This is a genomic window from Actinomadura rifamycini DSM 43936 (assembly GCF_000425065.1).
Taxonomy (GTDB): domain Bacteria; phylum Actinomycetota; class Actinomycetes; order Streptosporangiales; family Streptosporangiaceae; genus Spirillospora; species Spirillospora rifamycini.
On record NZ_AULB01000028.1, the window covers coordinates 67,728 to 87,159 of the forward strand.

Here is a 19,432-nt window from a genome sequence, read left to right on the forward strand (position 1 = left end):
GCCCACCCCAAGCGACGACAAACCGCCCCCAACGTCTGCCGAAGCCGCTTCGCGCCGCCTCAGTCCCACCAGGTAACGACAGCCAGACGCCGTTCCGCGGCGACCCGGCAGAAGCGGCGGAGCGCCGTGAAATGCGCCGCCATGTAATCGAGCGGGTGCCCCTCCATGGACGCGTAGGGCTCGCCGAGCAGCGTCCCGGCGGCGTCCGGATCGGACGGCAGCGCCGCGGGGAGGCCCTCTGGACCGATGCCTTCGAGCTGGGCGGCGCAGCGCGCCACGTCCTCGGCCGCCACCGCCCTCGGCGGCTCCACCACGCCGTCGGGGCGGTCCCGGTAGGCGAGGTTGACCTCCTCGCCGCCGTCCAGCAGCCCCCGCACCGCGCCGGCACCGAGGACCTCGCACACATGGACGATGCCGCCGCCCGCCCAGTCGAGATCGAGGTACTCCGAGGCCGCCATCGCCTCGAACGAGCAGAGCCGGTCCAGCGCCGCGACCGACCGCCCGCACTCGCCGAGCACCGCGGGCGCGACCCGCGCCAGCAGCAACGTAACCGCCATGCCCCCAGCCTCCCGGTGACCGCCATGGGCCGCCGCGCGTGCCGCGCGTGCCGCTCACGGAATCGCGCCGCGCCCCGGGTGCCCTTCACCCCCTGAAGTGCTCGACCAGCCGCGAGTAGCTGTCGTCCGCGTGGCCTTGCTCGAGGGCATGCGCGACGAGCGTCCGGGTGTACTCCGGCAGCTCGCCGTCGATGCCGCGCGCGCGGCTCTCCCGGACCACATCGTCGACCGACGGCAGGTGGTGGCGCAGCGCCCCGAACGGCACCGCGTGCGCCCCCGCGTCGACCTCGTCCGCGATCGACGGCAGGAAGGACGTCAGCGCGGACATCGACGGGCGCGCGTACTCCAGGAACCGCTTGGCCTCGATGCCCGCATCGGACAGGAGAGCGGCGGCGTGGAGGAACCCGTTCAGCAGGCCCCACATCGTGTCGTGCACGGCCATCCCGTACAGGACGGCCGCGCCCGGATCGGCGGACACCCAGGTCCCGCGCCCGCCGAGAGCCCGCAGCACCGGCCGAAGCCGCTCGTGAACCCGCTCGTCCCCGCCGTAGAACACCACCGCGTCCTCGTGGCCCACGCCGGGCGCGATCGTCATGATCTGCCCGTGCAGGTGCTCCGCACCTTCGCCCCGAACCCGCTCGGCCACCGCCGTCGCCTCGGCGGACGTCCCGTCCGTCACGTTCAGCAGCGTGCGGCCCCCGAGCGCGTCGCCCGCGTCGTCCAGCAACCCGAGGACGGTCCCGTTGCCCTTCACGCACACGACGACGAGCTCTCCGGCGAGAACCGCGTCCCGAACCGTCCCCACGTGCCGTGCGCCCTTCGCCACCAGGGCGTCCGCCTTACCGGGCGTCCGGTTCCACACGGTGACCGGGTGGCCCCGCTCGAGAAAGGCGTCCGCGAGCGCCGCCCCCATCTCGCCGAGCCCGATCACCGTCACACCGATCGATGCGCCGTCCATGGCGTCTCCCATCCCCTCGCGCCCGATCCGGTGACCGGGCGACCGGGACCGACGCTAGAACCTCAAGCAAGCTCGAGGTCAACCCCGAGCGCTTTCCTCCTGCAGGGTGTCGAACAAGTGCTCCCGACTCCGGTTGGCGTGCGCGTGCGGAACGCTTTCAGTGACTCTCGGCCGTTTCCGCCTTGGCTGCACCGGCTCGGAGCGAGCCCAGCCCAGGAATCAGCACCGCCGCCACCACCAGGTGCATCAGACCGAGCGAGACCCGAGTGCCGCCGTCCATGCCTTCACCGGCGAACGGCAGGAAGGACACCACCAGCACGGCGCCGGCCACTCCGACCCAGACGGCGCGTGCCCGCCGCACTCCGAACCGCTCCAGGACGGCGAGCAGCCCCCAGCCCGCGAGCGACGCGAGCAGCGCGACAACTGCCACGGGCGCGACGCCGATGTCGAGCGTCTCCTCGCCGTCGGCTATCCGCAACTGCTGCCCGAGCAGCGGATCCGCGACCAGCCACACCAGGACGGGCGCCAGGACGGCCAGGGCCACGACACCCGGGCGCCTCCTCCGCACGTTCACTCGGCACTTCCAGTGAACGCCCCGTGCAGGAAGACGTCCACCAGCTCGCCCGGGGCCAGGTCGGGCTTGTCGTCCGTCCGCGGCTGGGTGAAGAGCAGCCCGAGGAACAGCGCCGCGACCTGCTCCGGCGGCCGCCGGAGCGCCTCCCTCTCGGGCTCCAGCAGCTCCGCGAGCGCCGCACGGAGACGGGACATCGACTCCTCGCGTCCCGCACCGCGCACCGTCCCCGGGTGCTTGCCGCCGCCGTGGCCGAGCGAGCCGAACACCGCGCCCAGCCGGTCCATGTGCGCCTGCAGCGCCTCGGCCGCCTCCGCGAGCCGCTCGTCCGGCGGCAGCGACATGTCGATCGCCTCCAGCTCCCGGATCGCGTGCTCCGGGGAGAGCACCTCCGCGACGCAGGCTTGCAGCAGCTCGTCCTTGTCGGCGAAGACCCGGAAGATCGTGCCCTCCCCGATGCCCGCCGCACGGGCGATCTTCGCCGTCGTCACCGCCGCCCCGTACTCGGTGATCAGCGGGATCGCGGTCTGGATGATCATCTCGCGCCGCCGCTCCGGCGACATGGCCGGCGCCCGCCGCCGAGCGGGCCGGTTCTCCTTGGATGCCGTCATGGCCGCGACAGTACAGAGTGAGGGCTCACTCCGTCAATGAGTGAGCCCTCACTCCCCTGCGCGTGACGAACAGTGCCCGATCGAGTTCGGTCCGCCGCAGACCACCGAAAGACATTCCTGCCCTTAGAAGGAGGCGCTCCACTACGCTGTGGCGACATGGCCGCGAATCGGAAAATCAGAACCAGAAGTACCGCCAGAAGCGTAGTCGCTTACGACCTTTCCATACCGCCCCCCAACGGTGGCCGCTTCGACGAGGCGGGGGTATTTCCCACCGAAGAACCACCGATCGGCCATGCGGCCTCACCCGACCTGGAGCATGCCGTTTATACGACCGACAAAGAACTCGTCTGCATCGGACGTGACGGCACACCCAGGTGGCGAATGGACTTCGGGGCGGCACCCACGCCTTACATGAGCGGCCGCGCTTCCTGCGCGTTCTCCCAGAACGGCGAAGTGGTGTGGCTATACCGGCCGGACATGGCCCTTAGGGGAGCCGGCCACACCGACCAGTGGTTCGCCCTCGACGCGGCCACCAGCGCCGTGTTGGGGCAGGCCGACCTCGGCAGCGGAGGTCACGGCGCGTTCCATTTCGCCCACCCGGACGGCGAGCACATGTTGCTCGACGTCGGTGAAGGGCAGGAGGGCTCCCGGGTTTACCGCGGCCACCTGGAGGGCGGAGGAATCTCGGTCACCGAGTACGCATGGGACGGCCTGTTCGACCTTTCACCCGACGGCAGGCGCATGCTCACAGTCGAAGACGTGCCGGGCACCCTCCTCCAGCAACTGCGCGTACGCACCTTCCCCGACGGGCAGGAAGAGATCGCCGTCCAGGCCGATTCCTTCGGCTACGACGAAGACAGACACGAGACCTTTTTCATCGGGTGGATCGTCGGCTTCCTTGACGCCCGAACCGCGATCGTCTCCGTTCACGGTGAGCGCGTCACCGCGCTCGACGAGTTCGGCGATCCCGAGGATCTCGAGGACTTCCAGGAGAACTATCTTGTCGATATCCACGTCGGACGGGTGCTCCGCCCCCTCGGCCCGGAGTTCTTCGCGCGCACGGACATCGTCCCCCTCGGTGACGGCTCCTGGAGGACCACCGGCCCCGACGGCGAGTGGCACCGCCACACCGAGGCGGCGCCCGCCCCAGAGCCGGGCCCCTGAGCGGCAGCGGGCGGGTCGGACCGGCACGCCTACAAGTCCGTGGCGTGCCCCTCGATGAAGTACGACCGGCCGACCTCGGGAGGCGGGCAGGCCAGCACCTCGATGAGCCGCGGCCAGTGTTCGGCCGCGACCTCGTACGACCCCGCCGCGAACCACTCGTCGTCACCGTTGTCGAAGATCCGGAGGTCATGGACCCTCATGATCTGCTCCCGGCTGACGGGAAAGGTACCGATGAGCCGCTCATCGCCGTCGTCGAACCAGACGAGCCGCCATCCCATGTTCCGGCCGTCGGCGTAACGAGCGGGGTCTCCAGCCACAGCCCGATTCTGGCAGCGCCCCGGACGACGATGCGACAGCCGCTCGGCCGAACGCATGCACGTCCGGCCGCTGGACGAACGATAGACGCCGACGGCCCCTGACCGTTGTTGCTGGTCAGGGGCCGTTTAGGCTGGTGGTGGCGGGTCCAGGATTCGAACCTGGGTAGGCTAAGCCGACGGATTTACAGTCCGCTCCCATTGGCCACTCGGGCAACCCGCCGTGGTGTGTCGCGCTCGGCGACGGCACTGGAAAGAATAGCGGACGGGGCGAGTGGACGTGACATCGGTGGCGGGGGAGGCGCGCGGGGGGCAGCCGCTACCCTGCGCTCAAGCTGTGTTGACGTGGTGAGGTTTGTGGTGCGTTCAGGAACGATCTTCAGTTTCGACAATGTGCGGGGGTACGGGTTCATCGTGCCGGACGGGGGTGGCGAGGACGTGTTCGTGCACGCCAACGACCTGCTGGACGACAAGAGCCTGTTCACGCCCGGGACGGCGGTGGAGTTCGAGGTCGCGCAGGGGGAGCGGGGGCCGAAGGCGTTCGCCGTGCGGGCGCTCGACGAGCCCGCGGCGCCCGAGCGGCCGCCGGTGAGGAGGGCGGCCGAGTCGTTCGACGACGATGTGCTGTGCGACGTCCTGTCGTCGCGGGAGCTGGGGCACGAAATCACGGACGTGCTGCTGGCGAAGGTCCCGGAGCTGACGGGCGGGCAGATCGTGAAGATCCGCGAGAGCCTGCTGGCGGTGGCGCAGAAGCACGGGTGGACCGAGGACTGAGCGGAAGGTCGATACGCTTCGTCGACGTGTTAGTCGCTGGTGAGGGGACGTCTGATGGCCGACAGTAGTTTCGACGTGGTCTCGAAGCTGGACCGCCAGGAGGTCGACAACGCGCTGAACCAGGCCGCGAAGGAGGTGGCCAACAGGTTCGACTTCCGGAACGTGGACGCGGGGGTCAAGTGGTCCGGGGAGACCATCGAGATCCAGGCGAACACCGAGGAGCGCGCGAACGCCGTGCTGGACGTGCTGAAGGACAAGCTCGTGAAGCGGGGGATCTCGCTGAAGGCGATCGATCCGGGCGAGCCGAAGCCTTCGGGGAAGGTGTACAAGATCGGCGTGGGGCTCAAGGAGGGCATCTCCCAGGAGGACGCCAAGAAGATCGGCAAGATCATCCGGGATGAGGGCCCGAAGGGCGTGAAGGCGCAGATCCAGGGGGACGAGCTGCGGGTCAGCTCGAAGAAGAAGGACGACCTGCAGCAGATCATCTCCCTGCTGAAGGGCAAGGACCTCGATGTCGCCCTGCAGTTCGTGAACTACCGCTGACGTGCGAGAGCGCGCCGCCCGTCTCCCCCGCAGAGACGGCCGGCGCGCTCTCGTTTTCTATGACGCCGCGGACCCCGGGGTTGTTCGCGCGAGTTAGCGGGCCATGCGTTCGAGGCGGGCGATGCGGTCGGCGGTCGGGGGGTGGGTGGAGAAGAGCTTGCCGATGCCCATGCCCTGGAACGGGTTCGCGATCATGAGGGAGCTGGTGGTCGCGAGTTCGGGGTCCTGGGGCAGCGGCATCGCGCGGGTGCCGGCCTCGATCTTGCGGAGGGCCGAGGCGAGGGCGAGGGGGTCGCCGGTGATGCGGGCCCCGGCGGCGTCGGCGGCGTACTCGCGGGTCCGGCTGATCGCCATCTGGACGACGGCGGCGGCGACGGGCCCGAGGACGAGCATGAGGAGGGCCCCGAGGATGCCGGGGCCGTCGTCGTCCTCGGAGCGGCCGAGCGGCAGGAAGATCGCGAGGTGCGACAGGTAGGTGATCACGGTCGCGATGGCGGCGGCGACCGAGGAGATCAGGATGTCGCGGTTGTAGACGTGCGAGAGTTCGTGCCCGAGGACGGCGCGGAGTTCGCGTTCGTCCAGCATGCGGAGGATGCCGCGGGTGCAGCAGACGGCGGCGTTGCGGGGGTTGCGGCCGGTGGCGAACGCGTTGGGCTGCATGGTCTCGGAGATGTACAGGCGCGGCATGGGCTGCCGCTGCGAGGTGGCGAGTTCCCGGACGAGCCGGTACAGGACGGGCGCCTCGACCTCGCCGACGGGGTGGGCGCGCATGGACCGCAGCGCGATCCGGTCGCTGAAGAAGTAGGCGACGCCGTTGGTGCCGAGCGCGATGACGAGGGCGATCGCGAGGCCGGCGCCTCCGCCGATCGTCCACCCGACGGCGAGCATCAAGGCCGACAGCGCAGCGATGAGTGCCGCGGTTTTGATGCCGTTGAACTGCACTTTTCCGAAGCCTCCCCGTTTGCTCCACCCAACACCGAGAACGGGGTGACCTGGCTGAACGTTCCCGTCAGCTCGCCGCGGCCACCGTCTGCAGGATGACCTGCGGCGCGACGGACAGGACGATCGCGCCCGCGGCGGTCGCGGCGACGGCGAAGCGAACGGGCAGGCCGGGGGCGGTTTCGGCGGCCGGGCCGGTGGGCGCGGCGAACAGGCGGGCGGCCCAGAGCAGGTAATAGTAGAGCCCGACGACGGTGTTGACCGCCATGACGACGGCGAGCCAGACGACGTCGCCGGCGACGACGCCGCGGAACACGACGACCTTCGCGAACAGTCCCATGACGCCCGGGGGGAGCCCGGCGAGGCAGATGAGGAAGAAGGCGAGGGCGGCGGCGGTGGCGGGGGCGCGGCGGGCGAGCCCGCGGAAGTCGTCCAGGGTGTCGATCGGCTGGGCGCGTTCGTCGGTGCGGCGGCGGAAGCCGGTGACGACGGCGAACGCGCCGAGGTTCATGACGGCGTAGAACGCGACGTAGGCGGTGGTCGCGGCGACGGCCTCGGGCAGGTGGTCGGTGCCGACGGCGAGCGGCGCCAGCATGTACCCGGACTGCGCGACCGACGACCAGGCCAGCAGCCGGACGGCGGTGCGCTGGCGGAGCGCGACCAGGTTGCCGAGCGTCATGGTGGCGGCGGCGAGGACGGCGACGAGGGGCCCCCACACGTGCGCGTAGGCGGGGAGGCCGAGGGACAGGACGATCGCGAGCCCGGCGAACCCGGCGGCCTTCGACACGACGGACAGGAACGCGGCGACGGGGAGGGGCGCGCCCTGGTAGACGTCCGGGGCCCAGAAGTGGAACGGGACGGCCGCGACCTTGAACCCGAAGCCGGCGAGGAGGAGCACGATGCCGGCGGCGGCGACCGCGTCGAGTTCGGCGGGGAGTCCGGCGAGGGCGGGGGCGATGCGGTCGAGGTGCATGGCGCCGGTCGCGCCGTACAGGAGGCTGACCCCGAACAGCATGATCGCGGCGGAGACGACGGAGACGAGGAAGAGCTTGAGGGCGGCCTCGGAGGCGGTGCCGTCGTAGCGGCGCAGCCCGACGAGCGCGAACACCGGCAGCGAGAGGGTCTCGAGCGCGACGACCAGCAGGATCAGGTCGCGGGCGGCGACGAGGGCGAGGGAGCCGACGACGGCCGCGAGGAGGAGGAAGTGGTACTCCCCCGCCGGGACCTTCGCGTCGGCGATCTGCTGCACGGACAGCAGGACGACGACCAGTGCGCCGAGGAGGACGATCCCCTGGAAGGCGAGCGTGAAGTCGTCGGCGACGTACGAGCAGGACGCGGGCCCGTCGCCGCGGAGGCCGTCCGGCAGGCAGAAGGTGGCGCGGCGGTCGCCGGGGCCGAGCGCGAGGACGGCGGCGAACGCGGCGGCGAGCGCCCCGCCGGACAGCGCCCCGAGGGCGCGCCGGGGCAGGCCGAACGCGTCGCCGAGCAGCAGGCCGACGGCGGCGACCGCGACGATCAGCGGCGGGGCGACGGCCGCGTAGTCGATGCTCTGGATCATCAGCCGCCTCCGAGCAGGGCCCGCACGGGGGCGGTCGTCACGTCCAGCAGGGTCTTCGGCCACAGCCCGATGAGCAGCGTCAGCGCGACCAGCGGGATCCAGGCGGCGTACTCCTGGACGGTGACGGCGGGGGCGCGCGGCGGCGCGGCGGGGTCCGGGCGGCCGTGGGTGATCGTGGAGAGCATGCGCAGGAAGTAGGCGGCGGTGAGGACGGCGCCGAGCGCGGCGACCGCCAGGAAGATCAGGAACGCGGTGCGGGGCAGGTCGGGGGCGGGCCGGTAGGCGCCGATGAGGGCCATCAGCTCGCCCCAGAACCCGGCGAGCCCGGGCAGGCCGAGGGACGCGACGGACGCGAAGGTCAGGACGGACGCGAGCCGCGGGGCGGTCGCGAGCATCCCGCCGCCCAGGGCGTCCAGGTCGTAGGTCCCCCAGCGCTCCTTGACGGCGCCGGCGAGGAAGAACAGCAGGCCGGTGACGAGGCCGTGCGCGATGTTGCCGAACAGCGCCGCGTTCACGCCGACGGGCGTCAGCGTCGCGATGCCGAGCAGCACGAAGCCCATGTGCCCGACCGACGAGTACGCGATCATCCGTTTGAGGTCGCGCTGGCCGAGGCAGGCGAGGGCGCCGTAGACGATGCCGATCACGGCGAGGAGCGCGAGCCACGGCGCCCAGAACGCGGCGCCGTCCGGGGCGAGCGGGACGGCGACGCGGACGAGCCCGTAGGTGCCCATCTTCAGCAGCACCCCGGCGAGCAGGACGGACCCGACGGTGGGGGCCTCGGTGTGCGCGTCGGGCAGCCAGGTGTGCAGCGGCCACATCGGCGCCTTCACGGCGAACCCGAGGCCCATCAGCGCGAACGCGGTCACCTGCATGCCGTGGGTGAGGCCGGCGCCGTGCCGGGCGGCGAGCTCGGTCATGTCGAGCGTCCCGGCGTCGACGGCGACCAGCAGCATCCCGGCGAGGAGCAGCCCGGAGCCGAGGAGGGTGTAGAGGACGAACTTGTACGCGGCGGCGCGGCGTCCGGGCCCGCCCCACAGCATGATCACCGCGTACATCGGGATCAGCACGACCTCGAAGAACACGAAGAACAGGACGAGGTCGAGGGAGGTGAAGGTGCCGAGGAGCCCGACCTCCAGGACGAGCAGCAGCGCGGTCAGCAGCCGCACGTCGCCGCCGTCCGGGACGTGCCGGAGGAGGTGCAGGAAGCACAGGAAGGTGAGCAGGGCGGTGAGGGCGACGAGCGGGAGGGAGATCCCGTCGACGCCCAGGTGGAAGCGGAGGCCGATCGCGGGGGCCCATTCCCGGTCGACGCCGAGCTGGACGGCGGACGGGTCCGCGTAGTCGAACGCGTTGAGCGCGGCGACGGCGACGAGGAGCGTCGCGCCGGACGCGAACGCCCCGAACCGGCGGACGGCGAGGCCCGTGGACAGGAACCGGTCGCGCGGGAGGAGCAGCGCGAGCGCCCCGGCGAGCGGGATCGCCATCATCACGACGAAGATCACTGGAAGATCACCACCACGGCCGCGATGACGACGACGCCCGCGAGCAGGCCCGTCAGGTACGTCTGCGGGTTGCCGTTCTGCGGGACGCGCAGGGGCCCGGCGATCCGGCGCGCGGACCGTCCGGTCGCGACGACGGCGGCGTCGACGCCGCGGGCGTCCGCCGTGACGACGGCGCGGGCGAGCGCGCGGACGGGACGCACGATCGCCGCCGCGTACAGTTCGTCCACGTAGAAGGCGCGCGCGAAGACCGGACGGACGCGACCGAGCGCGCGCGCGGGATCGAGTGCGGGGTCGCGGTTCCAGACGAGGAACGCGGCCCCCGCGCCGAGCGCCGTCAGGACGGTCCCGAGCAGCGCGGAGCCGAGGTGCGGCCGCAGTTCCGCCGCGCCGAGCCCGAAGAACCCGAGGGCCGCGGCCGGGACGGCGAGCGCCGCGACCGTCCACGACATGATCGTCGAGGGCTCGCGGGCGTCGTGCGTCCCGCGCGGCTCCCCGAAGAACGTCATCAGCCAGGCCCGGGTCGCGTAGGCGGCGGTCAGGACGGCGGTGAGGAGAAGGCCCAGGTAGACGACCCAGGCGACGCCGGTGGGGATGGTCTGGACGGGGACCGGGACGCCTCCGGTTACGAGGATGCCCGTGACGCCGGGGTCCAGAGGGAGCAGGCCGCCGTCCCGGAGGGCATCGGCGTTCCGTGCGCCGTTGTACAGCTCGCCGCCGTGGAGGGCGGAGTGCTGGGCGGCCTCGATGACCGAGTCCTTGCTGAACCAGCCGGACAGGGGCGGGACGCCCGCGAGCGCGGCGAACCCGACCGTCATCGACCAGAACGTGATCGGCATGCCGTGCCGGAGGCCGCCGTAGCGGGCGAGCATGTTCGTGCCGGTCGTGACGATGACGCACCCGGCGGCGAGGAACAGCAGCGCCTTGAACGCGCCGTGCGACAGCAGGTGGAAGACCGCGGGGGTCGGCGCGCCGACGGCGAGGCCCGCCGCCATCACGCCGAGCTGGCTGATCGTGGAGTACGCGAGGACGCGCTTGAGGTCGTCCTGCGCGAGGGCCGCGAGCGCCGCGCCGACCATCGACACGACGGCGAGGACGCCGAGGACGGCCAAAGCCGCCGGGGCCGCCGCGAACACGCCGAACAGCCGCGCGACGACGTAGACGCCCGCCGCGACCATCGTCGCGGCGTGGATCAGCGCGCTGACCGGCGTCGGACCCGCCATGGCGTCGGGCAGCCAGGTGTGCAGCGGGAACTGGGCGCTCTTGCCGACGACGCCCGCGAGCAGCAGCAGCGCGGCGGCGGTGGCGGTCGTGTCCGGGAGCGCGGCGGCGTGCCGCAGGACGTCGGCCGTCGCGAACGACCCGGCGCCGACGCCCAGGACGATGATGCCGACGAGGAACCCCGCGTCGCCGAGCCGGGTCGTCAGGAACGCCTTCACGGCCGCCCGCGAGTACTCCCGCTCCTCCCAGTGGTGGCCGATCAGGAAGTACGAGCAGACGCCCATGACCTCCCACCCGACGTACAGGACGATCAGGTCGGCGGCGAGGACGACGAGCAGCATCGCCGACGTGAACAGCGACACGAAGGCGGCGTACGAGGAGTAGCGGCGGTCGCCGTCGAGGTAGACGACCGAGTACACCTGGACGGCGAGGGCGACGCAGCACACCATCAGCGCGACGACGGCCGACAGCCCGTCGACCTGCAGCGCGACCCGGATCGGAACGGTGCCGGTGTCGACGACGGTGAGCCCGCCCGTCCGGGGCCCGGGGTCGCGCCAGACGGTGCCCGCGACGATCGCCGCGAGGACGAGCGACGCCGCCGCCGGGACGCACGCGATCAGCGCGGGGCCGTTGCGGAGGGGCGAGCGCGGGGGCGTGCCGCCGCGCAGCGCGCGGGTGAGGCGGGGGCCGAGCAGGAACCCGGCGAGGGCGGCGGCGAACGGGAGGAGGACGGTCAGGGACGCGAGGACGATCACCGTGCGGCCTCCCCGTCCCGGACGGCGCCGTCCTCCCGCGCGGGACGGCCCGGGCGTTCGTCCGTCCGGTCCTCGGCGAGGTCGCGGAGGCGGTCGACGTCGATCATGCGGCGGTTCCGGTAGACGAGCAGGACGATCGCGAGCCCGATGCCGATCTCCGCCGCCGCGATCACGATCGTGAACAGGGTGAGGACCTGGCCGCCGTGCAGCCGGTCCCGGAGCCAGATGTCGAACGTGACGAGGTTCAGGTTCACGGCGTTCAGCATCAGCTCGACCGACATCAGGACGAGGATCGCGTTCCGCCGCGCCAGCACCCCGTACACGCCGATCGAGAACAGGAGGGCCGCGACGACCGTGGGGTAGGCGAGGTGCATCAGCGCTCCCCCTCCCGGCCGGTCTCCGGCCCGCCGTCCGGGGCGCCGTCCGGGTCGGGCTTCGGGTCGGGCTTCGCCGGGCGGTCGGGCTTCGGGCGGATGTCCGTGCGCGACAGGACGATCGCGCCGACGAGCGACGCGAGCAGCAGCACCGACAGCACCTCGAACGGCAGCACCCACGTGCGGAACACCGCCGAGCCGAGTTCCTCGGCCGAGCCGCCGCCCGCGCGCAGCGGCATCCGCTCGTCGCCGAAGCCCATCACGAGGACGGTGACCAGGACGGCGGCGGTCGCGGCGGCGACGGCGGCGGCGCCCCACCGGTTCGGGGAGTCGAGGTCGGCGGACTCGCCGATCGGCGCGCGGGTCAGCATGATCCCGAACAGCAGCAGCACGACGATCGCGCCGGCGTAGATCAGCACCTGCACCCACGCGACGAACTCCGCCGTCAGCACCAGGTAGCCGCCCGCGAGCGCGCCGAACGACACGACCAGCCACAGCGCCGCGTGGACGAGCCGGCGCGTCGTCACCACGAGCAGCGCGGAGCCCACGGCGACCACGCCGAGCAGCGCGAAGACGACCTCCTGGCCGGTCACCGCGCGTCCCCGGGGGGCCCGCCGGAGGCGCGGGCGGCGCGGGCGGCGGCCTTCTCCGCCGCGGCCAGCTCCTTCGGGTCCTCGGCGCCCGGGTCGGGGGCCTGCGGCGGCGGGACCGTCCACATCCACTCCCGCAGCCGCTCCTTCTCGTGCGTCAGCTCGGCGATGTCGTACTCGGCGTACTCGAACTCCGGCGACCAGAACAGCGCGTCGAATGGGCACACCTCGACGCAGATGCCGCAGTACATGCACAGCGCGAAGTCGATGGCGAACCGGTCGAGGACGTTCCGTGTGCGCGCGCGCCCGCCGCCCTCGGCCGGGAGGGTCTCCTTGTGGGAGTCGATGTAGATGCACCAGTCCGGGCATTCACGGGCGCACAGCATGCAGACCGTGCAGTTCTCCTCGAACAGTGCGATGACACCCCGGCTGCGCGGTGGCAGATCGGGCTGCACTTCCGGATACTGGCGCGTGATGGAACGCCGCGTCATCGTCCGCAACGTGACGGCCAGCCCCTTGGCCAGCCCGCCTCCTGGTAGCCGTCCCACCGCCCCATGATTGCGCACTGAGGGGCGCGGGGGAACGCGACGGCGGCCGCGTTCGTCGTACGAGACGTGGGACCGCCGGTCCGTACCGCGATCGGCCTGCGGCGAGGAGGTCAGGTGAGCCACGCGAACGGCCCCGAGAAAGCAGGACCCGGCCGGCCCGGGGACGCACCGCACGTGCCGCCGCGCGCCCCGCGACCGCCCCACCCGCCCCGGCCGCCGCAGGCGCCGCGCGTCCCGCACGGCGGTCCGCCCCGCCCGTACGGGTCGCCGCCGTGGCGGGCGCCGCACCCGCCGGCGGCGCCGCTGCCGCCACCGCCGCCCGTCCCGGTCGTGGCCCCCGCCGTGTCGAGCGGGGTCGGCTGGGCGCTCGTCCCGCTGCTCACCTTCGGGTACGGGACGCCGTTCTCGTTCATGTACGCCGCGATCAAGCGGGGCTCGTGGGGGATGGGCGCCGCCGCCACCGGCTACGGCGCCGGCCTGATGGTGTCGATGGCGTCGTTCGGGTTCGACAGCCTGCTGCTCAGCGCGATCGGCTCGTTCCTGATGATGCTGCTGTGGATCGGCGGCACCGGGCACGCGTTCGCGGCGCGGTCGAAGGTGTTCCCGAAGGAGCCGCCGCGCAACCTCGCGAACGAGCACGCCGTCGAGGTCGCCAAGTTCCGGCGGACGCTGCGGGAGGAGGCCCGGGAGCTCGCCGCGCGCGACCCCGCGCTCGCGCGCGAGCTGCGCATCGGACGTCCGGACGAGCCGCGCACCTACGACGACGGCGGCCTCGTCGACGTCAACCACGCGCCGCCCAACATCATCGCGGCGCTGCCCGGCATGACGCCCGAGCTGGCCGAACGGGTCGTGCGGCGGCGCGCGGAGACGGGCCCCTTCATCTCCGTCGAGGAGATGGTCGTGGACGCCGACCTGCCCCCCGACGTCCTCCCCCAGCTCGCCGACTTCACGATCTTCCTGCCGTAACGTCCGACCCGTCCGGTAGAACCGGTCTCCGAACCCGCTCCCGCTCCCCGGAGGCCGACACGTGCCCGACGCGCCGATCATCGAACCGTACGACGAAGAAGAGGGCCTGCCGCACAGCTGCTACCTGCTGGAGTTCTCGGTGTCGCCCGGCGGCGCCCGGCAGGGGGACGTGCACGTCGCGCCGACGCTCGACCTGCTCCGCGAGAGTTTCGAGCGCCGGGCCCACGGGGCGGACGGCTACCTGGTGATGCTGTACGGCGCCGTCCTGCACGCGTGGGTCGTCCAGGAGGGCGAGATCGTCCAGGGCGTCGACCTGCATCCCTTCCTGCGGACGGGCGACGAGCGCTGCGACGCCGCGCTCGCCCGGGTGCTCGCCCTGTCGGCCGACGACCTCGACGACTACGACGACGAGGACGAGGACGATGAGGACGACGAGGACGAGGACGATGAGGACGACGAGGAGGAGACCGAAGAGACCGAGGAGACCGAGGGCGACGAGACCGGCGGCATCGTCGCGCGGATCTTGGAGCCGTACGACTTCTCGCCGGAGCGGTCGCTGCCGCTGCTGGCGCACGCGTTCGACCTGCACGAGCGGAGCCTGGACGGCGACGCCGCCGCCCGCGCCGAACTCGACCGCATCCTCGCGGACGCCGACGCCGGGAAGGCGCCCGAGTCCTTCGGCGGCGTAACGGTCGACAGACTCGCCCTCGACTGGGAGGCCGTCGCCGCGGCCCTGCCGCCGCTGCGGGAGCCGGTGCTCGCCACGAAGTGGCTGGGCGTCCGCTGGGCGGACGGAGCCGAAAGGCACCCCGAGACGTACCTCGAACCGTGGGGCGACGGGCCGCTCGACCCGTTGCACCTCGGGCTCAACGACCTCGAAAACGGCGAGGACGAGTACCTCTAGCGGGTACCCCTAGAGCGCGACCTTCAGGACGCCGGTGAGCGCGAGTTGCGCGAGGGACAGCGGCACGAGCCACGCCCAGGCGAGCTTCTGCAGCTGGTCCTCGCGCATCCGGGGGTTGGCGACGCGCAGCCAGATGACGCAGAACACGAGCGCCGCGACCTTCAGCGCCGTCCACAGCCAGCCCAGCTCGGTGTTCAGGAACGGGCCCTTCCACCCGCCGAGGAACAGGACGGCCGTGAGCGCGCAGAGCACGACGATCCCGGCGTACTCGGCGAGGATGAACAGCGCGAACCGGAGGCCGCCGTACTCGGTGTACGGGCCGAAGATGATCTCCGAGTCGGCGACCGGCATGTCGAACGGGGGGCGGCGCAGCTCGGCGAGGCCCGCGACGAAGAACACGACCGCGCCGACCGCCTGCCACGGCAGCCACCACCAGCGCCACTCCTCGACGACGCCCTGCAGCGACAGCGTCCCCGCCGCCATCGCCACCGACGCCGCCGCGAACACCATCGGCAGCTCGTACGACATGAGCTGCGCCGCGACGCGCATCCCGCCGAGCAGCGCGTACTTGTTCGCCGACGCCCAGCCCGCCATGATCGCGCCGATGACGCCGACGCCCATCACCGCCAGCGCGAAGAACACCCCGACGCCGAGGTCGAGCGCGACCTGACCGCCCGGCCCGACCGGGATGACGAGCAGGACCAGCAGGTACGGGACGAGCGCGACGCCCGGCGCGAGCCTGAACACCCACCCGTCCGCCGCCCGCGGGACCACGTCCTCCTTCTGCGCGAACTTCACGCCGTCCGCGACGAGCTGCGCCCACCCGTGGAAGCGGCCCGCGTACATGGGGCCGAGGCGGCTCTGCATGTGGGCCATGACCTTGTGCTCGGCCTGCCCCACCAGCAGCGGCAGGACCGCGAACGCGGCCGCGACGAGCGCGAGCTTGACGACGGCCTCAAGCATCCGCGTCCCTTTCCGGCGGGGGTGCGGCGGGACGGGCGGCGCGTTCGGCCGCCTCCGCCCACGGGCCCGCGTCGGGGATCCCGGGCGGACGGACGCGGCGGCGGCTCGGCGCCCCGTGCCCCGATTCGCCCGGTTCCTTCGCGCCCGGCCACGGTTTCGCGACCCGCGCCGCGAGGACGAAGTCCTTGCGCAGCGGATGCCCCTCGAAGCCGTCCGGCAGGAGAAGCGGCACGAGGTGCGGGTGCCCCTCGAACGCGATGCCGAACATCTCGAACGTCTCGCGCTCGTGCCACGCCGCGCCCCGGTACACGGCCGTCGCGGTCGGCAGCACCGGCGCGTCCCGGGGGACCCGCGTGCGGACGAGCAGGTGGTGGCGGCGTTCGAGCGAGTACACGTGCACGACGACGGCGAAGCCGTCCTCCAGCTCGTCGACGCCGGTCAGCCAGTCGAAGAAGCCGCAGGCCAGGTCGTCGCGGGCGAACACCAGCGCGTCCGTCCACAGCTCGGGCGGGACGCCGACGGCGAGGCCGCCGTGCGTCTCCTCGGTGCTGACCTCGTCGCCGAACCGCTCGCGCCACGCGGACTCGAGCCCGGCGGGCCCGTCCGGGGTCACCGGTCGCGCCCGATCTCGTCGTCGTGCCCGACCTCGTCGCCGTGCGGGATCTCGTCGCCGTGCGGGATCTCGTCGTCGGGTCCGCCGTCGGACAGCCCGGGGATGATCGTCGGGTCGTGGTCGCGCAGGTCGCGGGCGCGGCGCCCGGGGAGGCCGAACCGCGGCGGGTCGTCCGCGACCGCCTGCACCGGGAGCGTCTCGTCCCCGTCGGGGTTCCCGACGGGCAGGACGGGGACCGTCTCGTCCCCGTCCGGCGTCCGTCCGGTGGGGCGGGGCGGGGGTGCCGGGTCGTCGACGGGGGCCACGGGGATCGTCTCGTCCGCGGGTCCCGGCACCGGCGGGGCGCCGTCGAGGGACGGGACGGGCTGCGTCAGGACGTCGGCCGCCTGCACGGCCTCGACGTCGGACGGTCCGAGCGGCCGTTCGTCGTACTCGGGGGCGTCGCGCGCCGCGTCGTCGTCCGGCGGCGCGGGCGGCTCGGGCTCGGGCTCGGGCGGGGGCTGGAGGGGGCGGCGCAGGACGGTCGGGGACAGCGGGCGCGGCGGCGGCGGGGGCGTCACCGGGTCGCCGTCGTACCGGTCCCGCAGCGTCTCCCCCGCGATCCGCTCCTGCAGGCGGACGATGCCGTGCAGCAGCGCCTCGGGACGCGGCGGGCACCCCGGTACGTACACGTCCACGGGGATGATCTGGTCGACGCCCTTGGTGACGCTGTAGGAGTCCCAGTAGGGGCCGCCGCAGTTGGAGCACGCGCCGAACGAGATGACGTACTTCGGCTCGGGCATCTGCTCGTACAGGCGCCGGACGGCCGGGGCCATCTTGTCGGTGACCGTGCCGGACACGACCATGAGGTCGGCCTGCCGGGGCCCCGGCGCGAAGGGGATGACGCCGAGGCGCATGAAGTCGTGCCGGCTCATCGAGGTGGCGATGAACTCGATCGCGCAGCAGGCGAGACCGAAGTTGAACACCCACAGGGAGTACCGGCGCCCCCAGTTGAGCACGAACTTGATCGGCTTCGGGGCGACCCGCGACAGCGGCCCCACGCCCGGCGGCGGTAGATCGACAGTGCCCACGCCCTCATTGTGACAGCCGGGGCGCGCCCCGTTCAGGCCCGCGGAAGGCCGCGGCGGGCGGTCACACCCAGGACAGGACGCCCTTCTTCGCGGCGTAGGCGAGGCCGGTGGCGAGGAACCCCAGGAAGACGAACATCTCCCCCAGGGTGGTGAAGCCGTAGCCGGGGGCGTCGAAGACGGTCGCCCACGGGAACAGGAAGACGGCGTCCACGGCGAACACGACGTACAGGTAGGCGAACACGTAGTACCGGACGTACGAGTGGGCCCAGCCCTCGCCGACCGGGTCGACACCGCACTCGTACGTCATGAGCTTCTCGGACGTGGGACGATGCGGGCGCAGCATGCGGTTGGCGGCGAGCCCGCCCCCGACGACGGCGCCTCCTACCAGGAGCAGCGCCAGGACAAGCGCATATGAGTCGAAATAGTTATGCACGAGTTCCTCCCGGCCTGCGTCTCACCAAGTATCCCTGAGGACGGCCCCCGGGGAGTGTGACGGCCCAACTCCCCCCTGGAGGATCGCAGTGTCATCCTTTTACTGCACACTAGTGATGCATTGGGGTCAGTTGACCTGGAAGGACGTGACCAGATGAGCAACCCTCCTCCTCCGCCACCGGGCGGCTGGGAAACCCCGGGCGGTTCGTCCTGGCCGCCTCCGCCGCCGCCCGCGGGTCCGGGCGGTCCCGGCGTCCCGGGCGGGCCGGGTCCCGGTGTCCCCGGCGGGGCGGGCGGACCGGGCACCCCTCCCCCCTTCTTCCCCCCGCCGCCGGGTGCGCCGATGGGGCCGGGGATGCCCCCGCCGTCGCCGAAGCGCGGCAACGGCCCGCTGATCGCTCTGCTGGTCGGCGGCGGCCTGGTGGTGGTGCTCATCGTCGCCGTGGTCGCGGTCGTGATCGCCACGAGCGGCGGCATGACCCCCGAGGAGAAGCTGCGCGCCGCGGCGGACGACATCGGCGCCGACACCTCCGTCGGGCTGGAGGGCGACTTCGGCGGCGGCGCGAACGCGGTCCGCGGTGAACTGTCGGTCACCAAGGGCGGCCGCGCCTACGGCGAGGTGACCTGGAACAACAGCAAGGTCACCGTGCTGGCGGCCGACGGGATGCTGTTCGCCAAGGCCGGCACCGCCTTCTGGAAGCAGCAGATCTCCGGCTCCGAGACGCCGTACTACCTGAAGGACGGCGAGCAGTGGGGGCGGATGAACGCCGACGAGCTCGACCTGAAGTTCAAGGAGGAGCTGTCGCCGACGGCGCTGGCGTCCAAGCTGGACGCGGCCGCGAGCGGAACGGTCGACCCGGTCGAGACGAGCTGGAAGGGCACGAAGGCCCTCAAGTTCAGCACGTTCTCCTCGACGCTCTACATCAGCGACTCCGACGACCCCGAGCTGCTGCACTACGAGGCGACGTCCCCGCGCGTGGCGCTGGACGTCAGCCCGAAGAGCTCCTCGCAGAGCGAGACGATCGTCTCCAACATGCGCACGAGCATGGGCGAGCTGAAGGACTCGTTCAACGCGGCGGCGCGCCCGACGATCGCCGAGTGGAAGAAGGGCAACTGCCAGGACGACTCGGGCTGCACCGTGCAGGCGCAGATCCGGCCGCCGTACGGGGCCGGGACGCCCGTCAGCATCGAGATCCAGTTCTCGCTGACGGCCGGGAGCCTGACGGGCAAGAGCCTCGGCGAGTGCACCACCACGATCACGATCAAGACGGAGAGCCCGGTCTGGGCGAGCTGCCGGGTCAAGAGCTCCGCGTGGACGAGCTGGGCCGAGAAGACCGGCGGCACGTTCTACAAGCACGCCGACTACAAGGTGATCGGCGCCACGGCGAGCGAGGTCCAGGCGATGCAGAGCGGCCTCGAGAGCGAGTAGGCGCAGGCCACCGCCGGTGAGGGGCGCCCGGGCACCGCATCCGCGGTGCCCCGCGCGCCGCACCGGGCCGCGCCCGGAT

22 protein-coding genes and 1 tRNA gene are annotated in these 19,432 nt (G+C 72.3%); 6 read left to right on the forward strand and 17 right to left on the reverse strand.

The window, feature by feature from the left end:
* Positions 1 to 59: 59 nt before the first annotated feature.
* From H505_RS0125480 to H505_RS0125495, 4 genes are all read right to left on the reverse strand, one after another.
* Positions 60 to 557 (reverse strand): hypothetical protein, encoded by a 498-nt coding sequence (locus H505_RS0125480; RefSeq protein ID WP_157433119.1) that lies wholly within the window; start codon positions 555 to 557, stop codon positions 60 to 62.
* An 85-nt stretch (positions 558 to 642) separates the two neighbouring features.
* The gene (locus tag H505_RS0125485) at positions 643 to 1,515 is read right to left on the reverse strand and encodes an NAD(P)-dependent oxidoreductase (RefSeq protein ID WP_158642244.1); all 873 of its coding nucleotides are present in this window, start codon (positions 1,513 to 1,515) and stop codon (positions 643 to 645) included.
* A gap of 157 nt (positions 1,516 to 1,672) precedes the next feature.
* A complete protein-coding gene (locus H505_RS44280) occupies positions 1,673 to 2,089 on the reverse strand; it encodes a DUF6069 family protein (protein ID WP_034519775.1) in 417 nt (138 codons plus the stop codon).
* Positions 2,086 to 2,697 carry a TetR/AcrR family transcriptional regulator gene (locus H505_RS0125495; protein WP_026404248.1) on the reverse strand — a complete coding sequence of 204 codons (612 nt, stop codon included), beginning with the start codon at positions 2,695 to 2,697 and terminating at the stop codon, positions 2,086 to 2,088. Before H505_RS0125495 ends, H505_RS44280 begins: the two co-directional genes overlap by 4 nt.
* A gap of 156 nt (positions 2,698 to 2,853) precedes the next feature.
* Between H505_RS0125495 and H505_RS48070 the strand changes: the two genes are divergently transcribed.
* A complete protein-coding gene (locus H505_RS48070; protein WP_157433120.1) occupies positions 2,854 to 3,861 on the forward strand; it encodes a hypothetical protein in 1,008 nt (335 codons plus the stop codon).
* 29 nt (positions 3,862 to 3,890) lie between these two features.
* Here H505_RS48070 and H505_RS51185 read toward each other — a convergent pair whose 3' ends face one another.
* Positions 3,891 to 4,061, reverse strand: coding sequence for a hypothetical protein (locus tag H505_RS51185; protein ID WP_211238557.1), 171 nt, complete (start codon positions 4,059 to 4,061; stop codon positions 3,891 to 3,893).
* A gap of 252 nt (positions 4,062 to 4,313) precedes the next feature.
* Positions 4,314 to 4,398, reverse strand: a tRNA-Tyr gene (locus H505_RS0125510).
* 134 nt (positions 4,399 to 4,532) lie between these two features.
* On the opposite strand from H505_RS0125510, the gene H505_RS0125515 reads away from it, so the two are divergent.
* Both H505_RS0125515 and H505_RS0125520 read left to right on the forward strand, forming a co-directional pair.
* Positions 4,533 to 4,949 carry a cold-shock protein gene (locus H505_RS0125515; RefSeq protein WP_245592626.1) on the forward strand — a complete coding sequence of 139 codons (417 nt, stop codon included), beginning with the start codon at positions 4,533 to 4,535 and terminating at the stop codon, positions 4,947 to 4,949.
* A gap of 54 nt (positions 4,950 to 5,003) precedes the next feature.
* Positions 5,004 to 5,492, forward strand: a complete 489-nt coding sequence (locus H505_RS0125520) for a YajQ family cyclic di-GMP-binding protein (RefSeq protein ID WP_026404252.1) — start codon at positions 5,004 to 5,006, stop codon at positions 5,490 to 5,492.
* 93 nt (positions 5,493 to 5,585) lie between these two features.
* On the opposite strand, the gene htpX is transcribed toward H505_RS0125520, so the two are convergent.
* The 7 genes from htpX to H505_RS0125555 all read right to left on the reverse strand — a co-directional run bounded on the left by htpX (position 5,586) and on the right by H505_RS0125555 (position 12,883).
* The gene (gene htpX, locus H505_RS0125525; protein WP_026404253.1) at positions 5,586 to 6,434 is read right to left on the reverse strand and encodes a zinc metalloprotease HtpX; all 849 of its coding nucleotides are present in this window, start codon (positions 6,432 to 6,434) and stop codon (positions 5,586 to 5,588) included.
* Between the two features lie 67 nt (positions 6,435 to 6,501).
* Positions 6,502 to 7,989 (reverse strand): NADH-quinone oxidoreductase subunit N, encoded by a 1,488-nt coding sequence (locus H505_RS0125530; protein WP_026404254.1) that lies wholly within the window; start codon positions 7,987 to 7,989, stop codon positions 6,502 to 6,504.
* Complete coding sequence (locus H505_RS0125535) at positions 7,989 to 9,491, reverse strand: NADH-quinone oxidoreductase subunit M (protein WP_026404255.1); 1,503 nt, start codon at positions 9,489 to 9,491, stop codon at positions 7,989 to 7,991. Before H505_RS0125535 ends, H505_RS0125530 begins: the two co-directional genes overlap by 1 nt.
* Entirely contained in the window at positions 9,488 to 11,464 is a 1,977-nt protein-coding gene (locus H505_RS0125540) for an NADH-quinone oxidoreductase subunit 5 family protein (RefSeq protein ID WP_026404256.1), read from the reverse strand. Before H505_RS0125540 ends, H505_RS0125535 begins: the two co-directional genes overlap by 4 nt.
* Positions 11,461 to 11,838, reverse strand: coding sequence for an NADH-quinone oxidoreductase subunit NuoK (gene nuoK / locus H505_RS0125545; protein ID WP_026404257.1), 378 nt, complete (start codon positions 11,836 to 11,838; stop codon positions 11,461 to 11,463). Before nuoK ends, H505_RS0125540 begins: the two co-directional genes overlap by 4 nt.
* Positions 11,838 to 12,431, reverse strand: coding sequence for an NADH-quinone oxidoreductase subunit J family protein (locus H505_RS44290; RefSeq protein ID WP_051301150.1), 594 nt, complete (start codon positions 12,429 to 12,431; stop codon positions 11,838 to 11,840). The genes nuoK and H505_RS44290 overlap by 1 nt, the downstream gene beginning before the upstream one ends.
* The gene (locus tag H505_RS0125555) at positions 12,428 to 12,883 is read right to left on the reverse strand and encodes a 4Fe-4S binding protein (protein ID WP_233617380.1); all 456 of its coding nucleotides are present in this window, start codon (positions 12,881 to 12,883) and stop codon (positions 12,428 to 12,430) included. The genes H505_RS44290 and H505_RS0125555 overlap by 4 nt, the downstream gene beginning before the upstream one ends.
* 207 nt (positions 12,884 to 13,090) lie before the next feature.
* Here H505_RS0125555 and H505_RS0125560 point away from each other — a divergent pair, with 207 nt between their 5' ends.
* Both H505_RS0125560 and H505_RS0125565 read left to right on the forward strand, forming a co-directional pair.
* Positions 13,091 to 13,942: a ComEA family DNA-binding protein gene (locus H505_RS0125560; RefSeq protein WP_157433122.1), complete on the forward strand. Its 852-nt coding sequence runs from the start codon at positions 13,091 to 13,093 to the stop codon at positions 13,940 to 13,942.
* Positions 13,943 to 14,003: 61 nt separating this feature from the next.
* On the forward strand, positions 14,004 to 14,846 hold the full coding sequence (locus H505_RS0125565; RefSeq protein WP_026404260.1) for a hypothetical protein: 843 nt from the start codon (positions 14,004 to 14,006) through the stop codon (positions 14,844 to 14,846).
* A 9-nt stretch (positions 14,847 to 14,855) separates the two neighbouring features.
* Here the strand turns inward: H505_RS0125565 and H505_RS0125570 are convergent, their stop codons facing one another.
* The 4 genes from H505_RS0125570 to H505_RS0125585 form a co-directional block, all read right to left on the reverse strand.
* Positions 14,856 to 15,809, reverse strand: a complete 954-nt coding sequence (locus H505_RS0125570; RefSeq protein WP_026404261.1) for a complex I subunit 1/NuoH family protein — start codon at positions 15,807 to 15,809, stop codon at positions 14,856 to 14,858.
* A complete protein-coding gene (locus H505_RS44295; protein WP_084550799.1) occupies positions 15,802 to 16,422 on the reverse strand; it encodes an NADH-quinone oxidoreductase subunit C in 621 nt (206 codons plus the stop codon). The genes H505_RS0125570 and H505_RS44295 overlap by 8 nt, the downstream gene beginning before the upstream one ends.
* Positions 16,419 to 17,492, reverse strand: coding sequence for an NADH-quinone oxidoreductase subunit NuoB (locus H505_RS52915; protein WP_051301152.1), 1,074 nt, complete (start codon positions 17,490 to 17,492; stop codon positions 16,419 to 16,421). Before H505_RS52915 ends, H505_RS44295 begins: the two co-directional genes overlap by 4 nt.
* A 61-nt stretch (positions 17,493 to 17,553) precedes the next feature.
* On the reverse strand, positions 17,554 to 17,925 hold the full coding sequence (locus H505_RS0125585; RefSeq protein ID WP_026404262.1) for an NADH-quinone oxidoreductase subunit A: 372 nt from the start codon (positions 17,923 to 17,925) through the stop codon (positions 17,554 to 17,556).
* Positions 17,926 to 18,279: 354 nt separating this feature from the next.
* Here H505_RS0125585 and H505_RS0125590 point away from each other — a divergent pair, with 354 nt between their 5' ends.
* Complete coding sequence (locus H505_RS0125590) at positions 18,280 to 19,353, forward strand: hypothetical protein (protein WP_233618011.1); 1,074 nt, start codon at positions 18,280 to 18,282, stop codon at positions 19,351 to 19,353.
* Positions 19,354 to 19,432 lie beyond the last annotated feature (79 nt).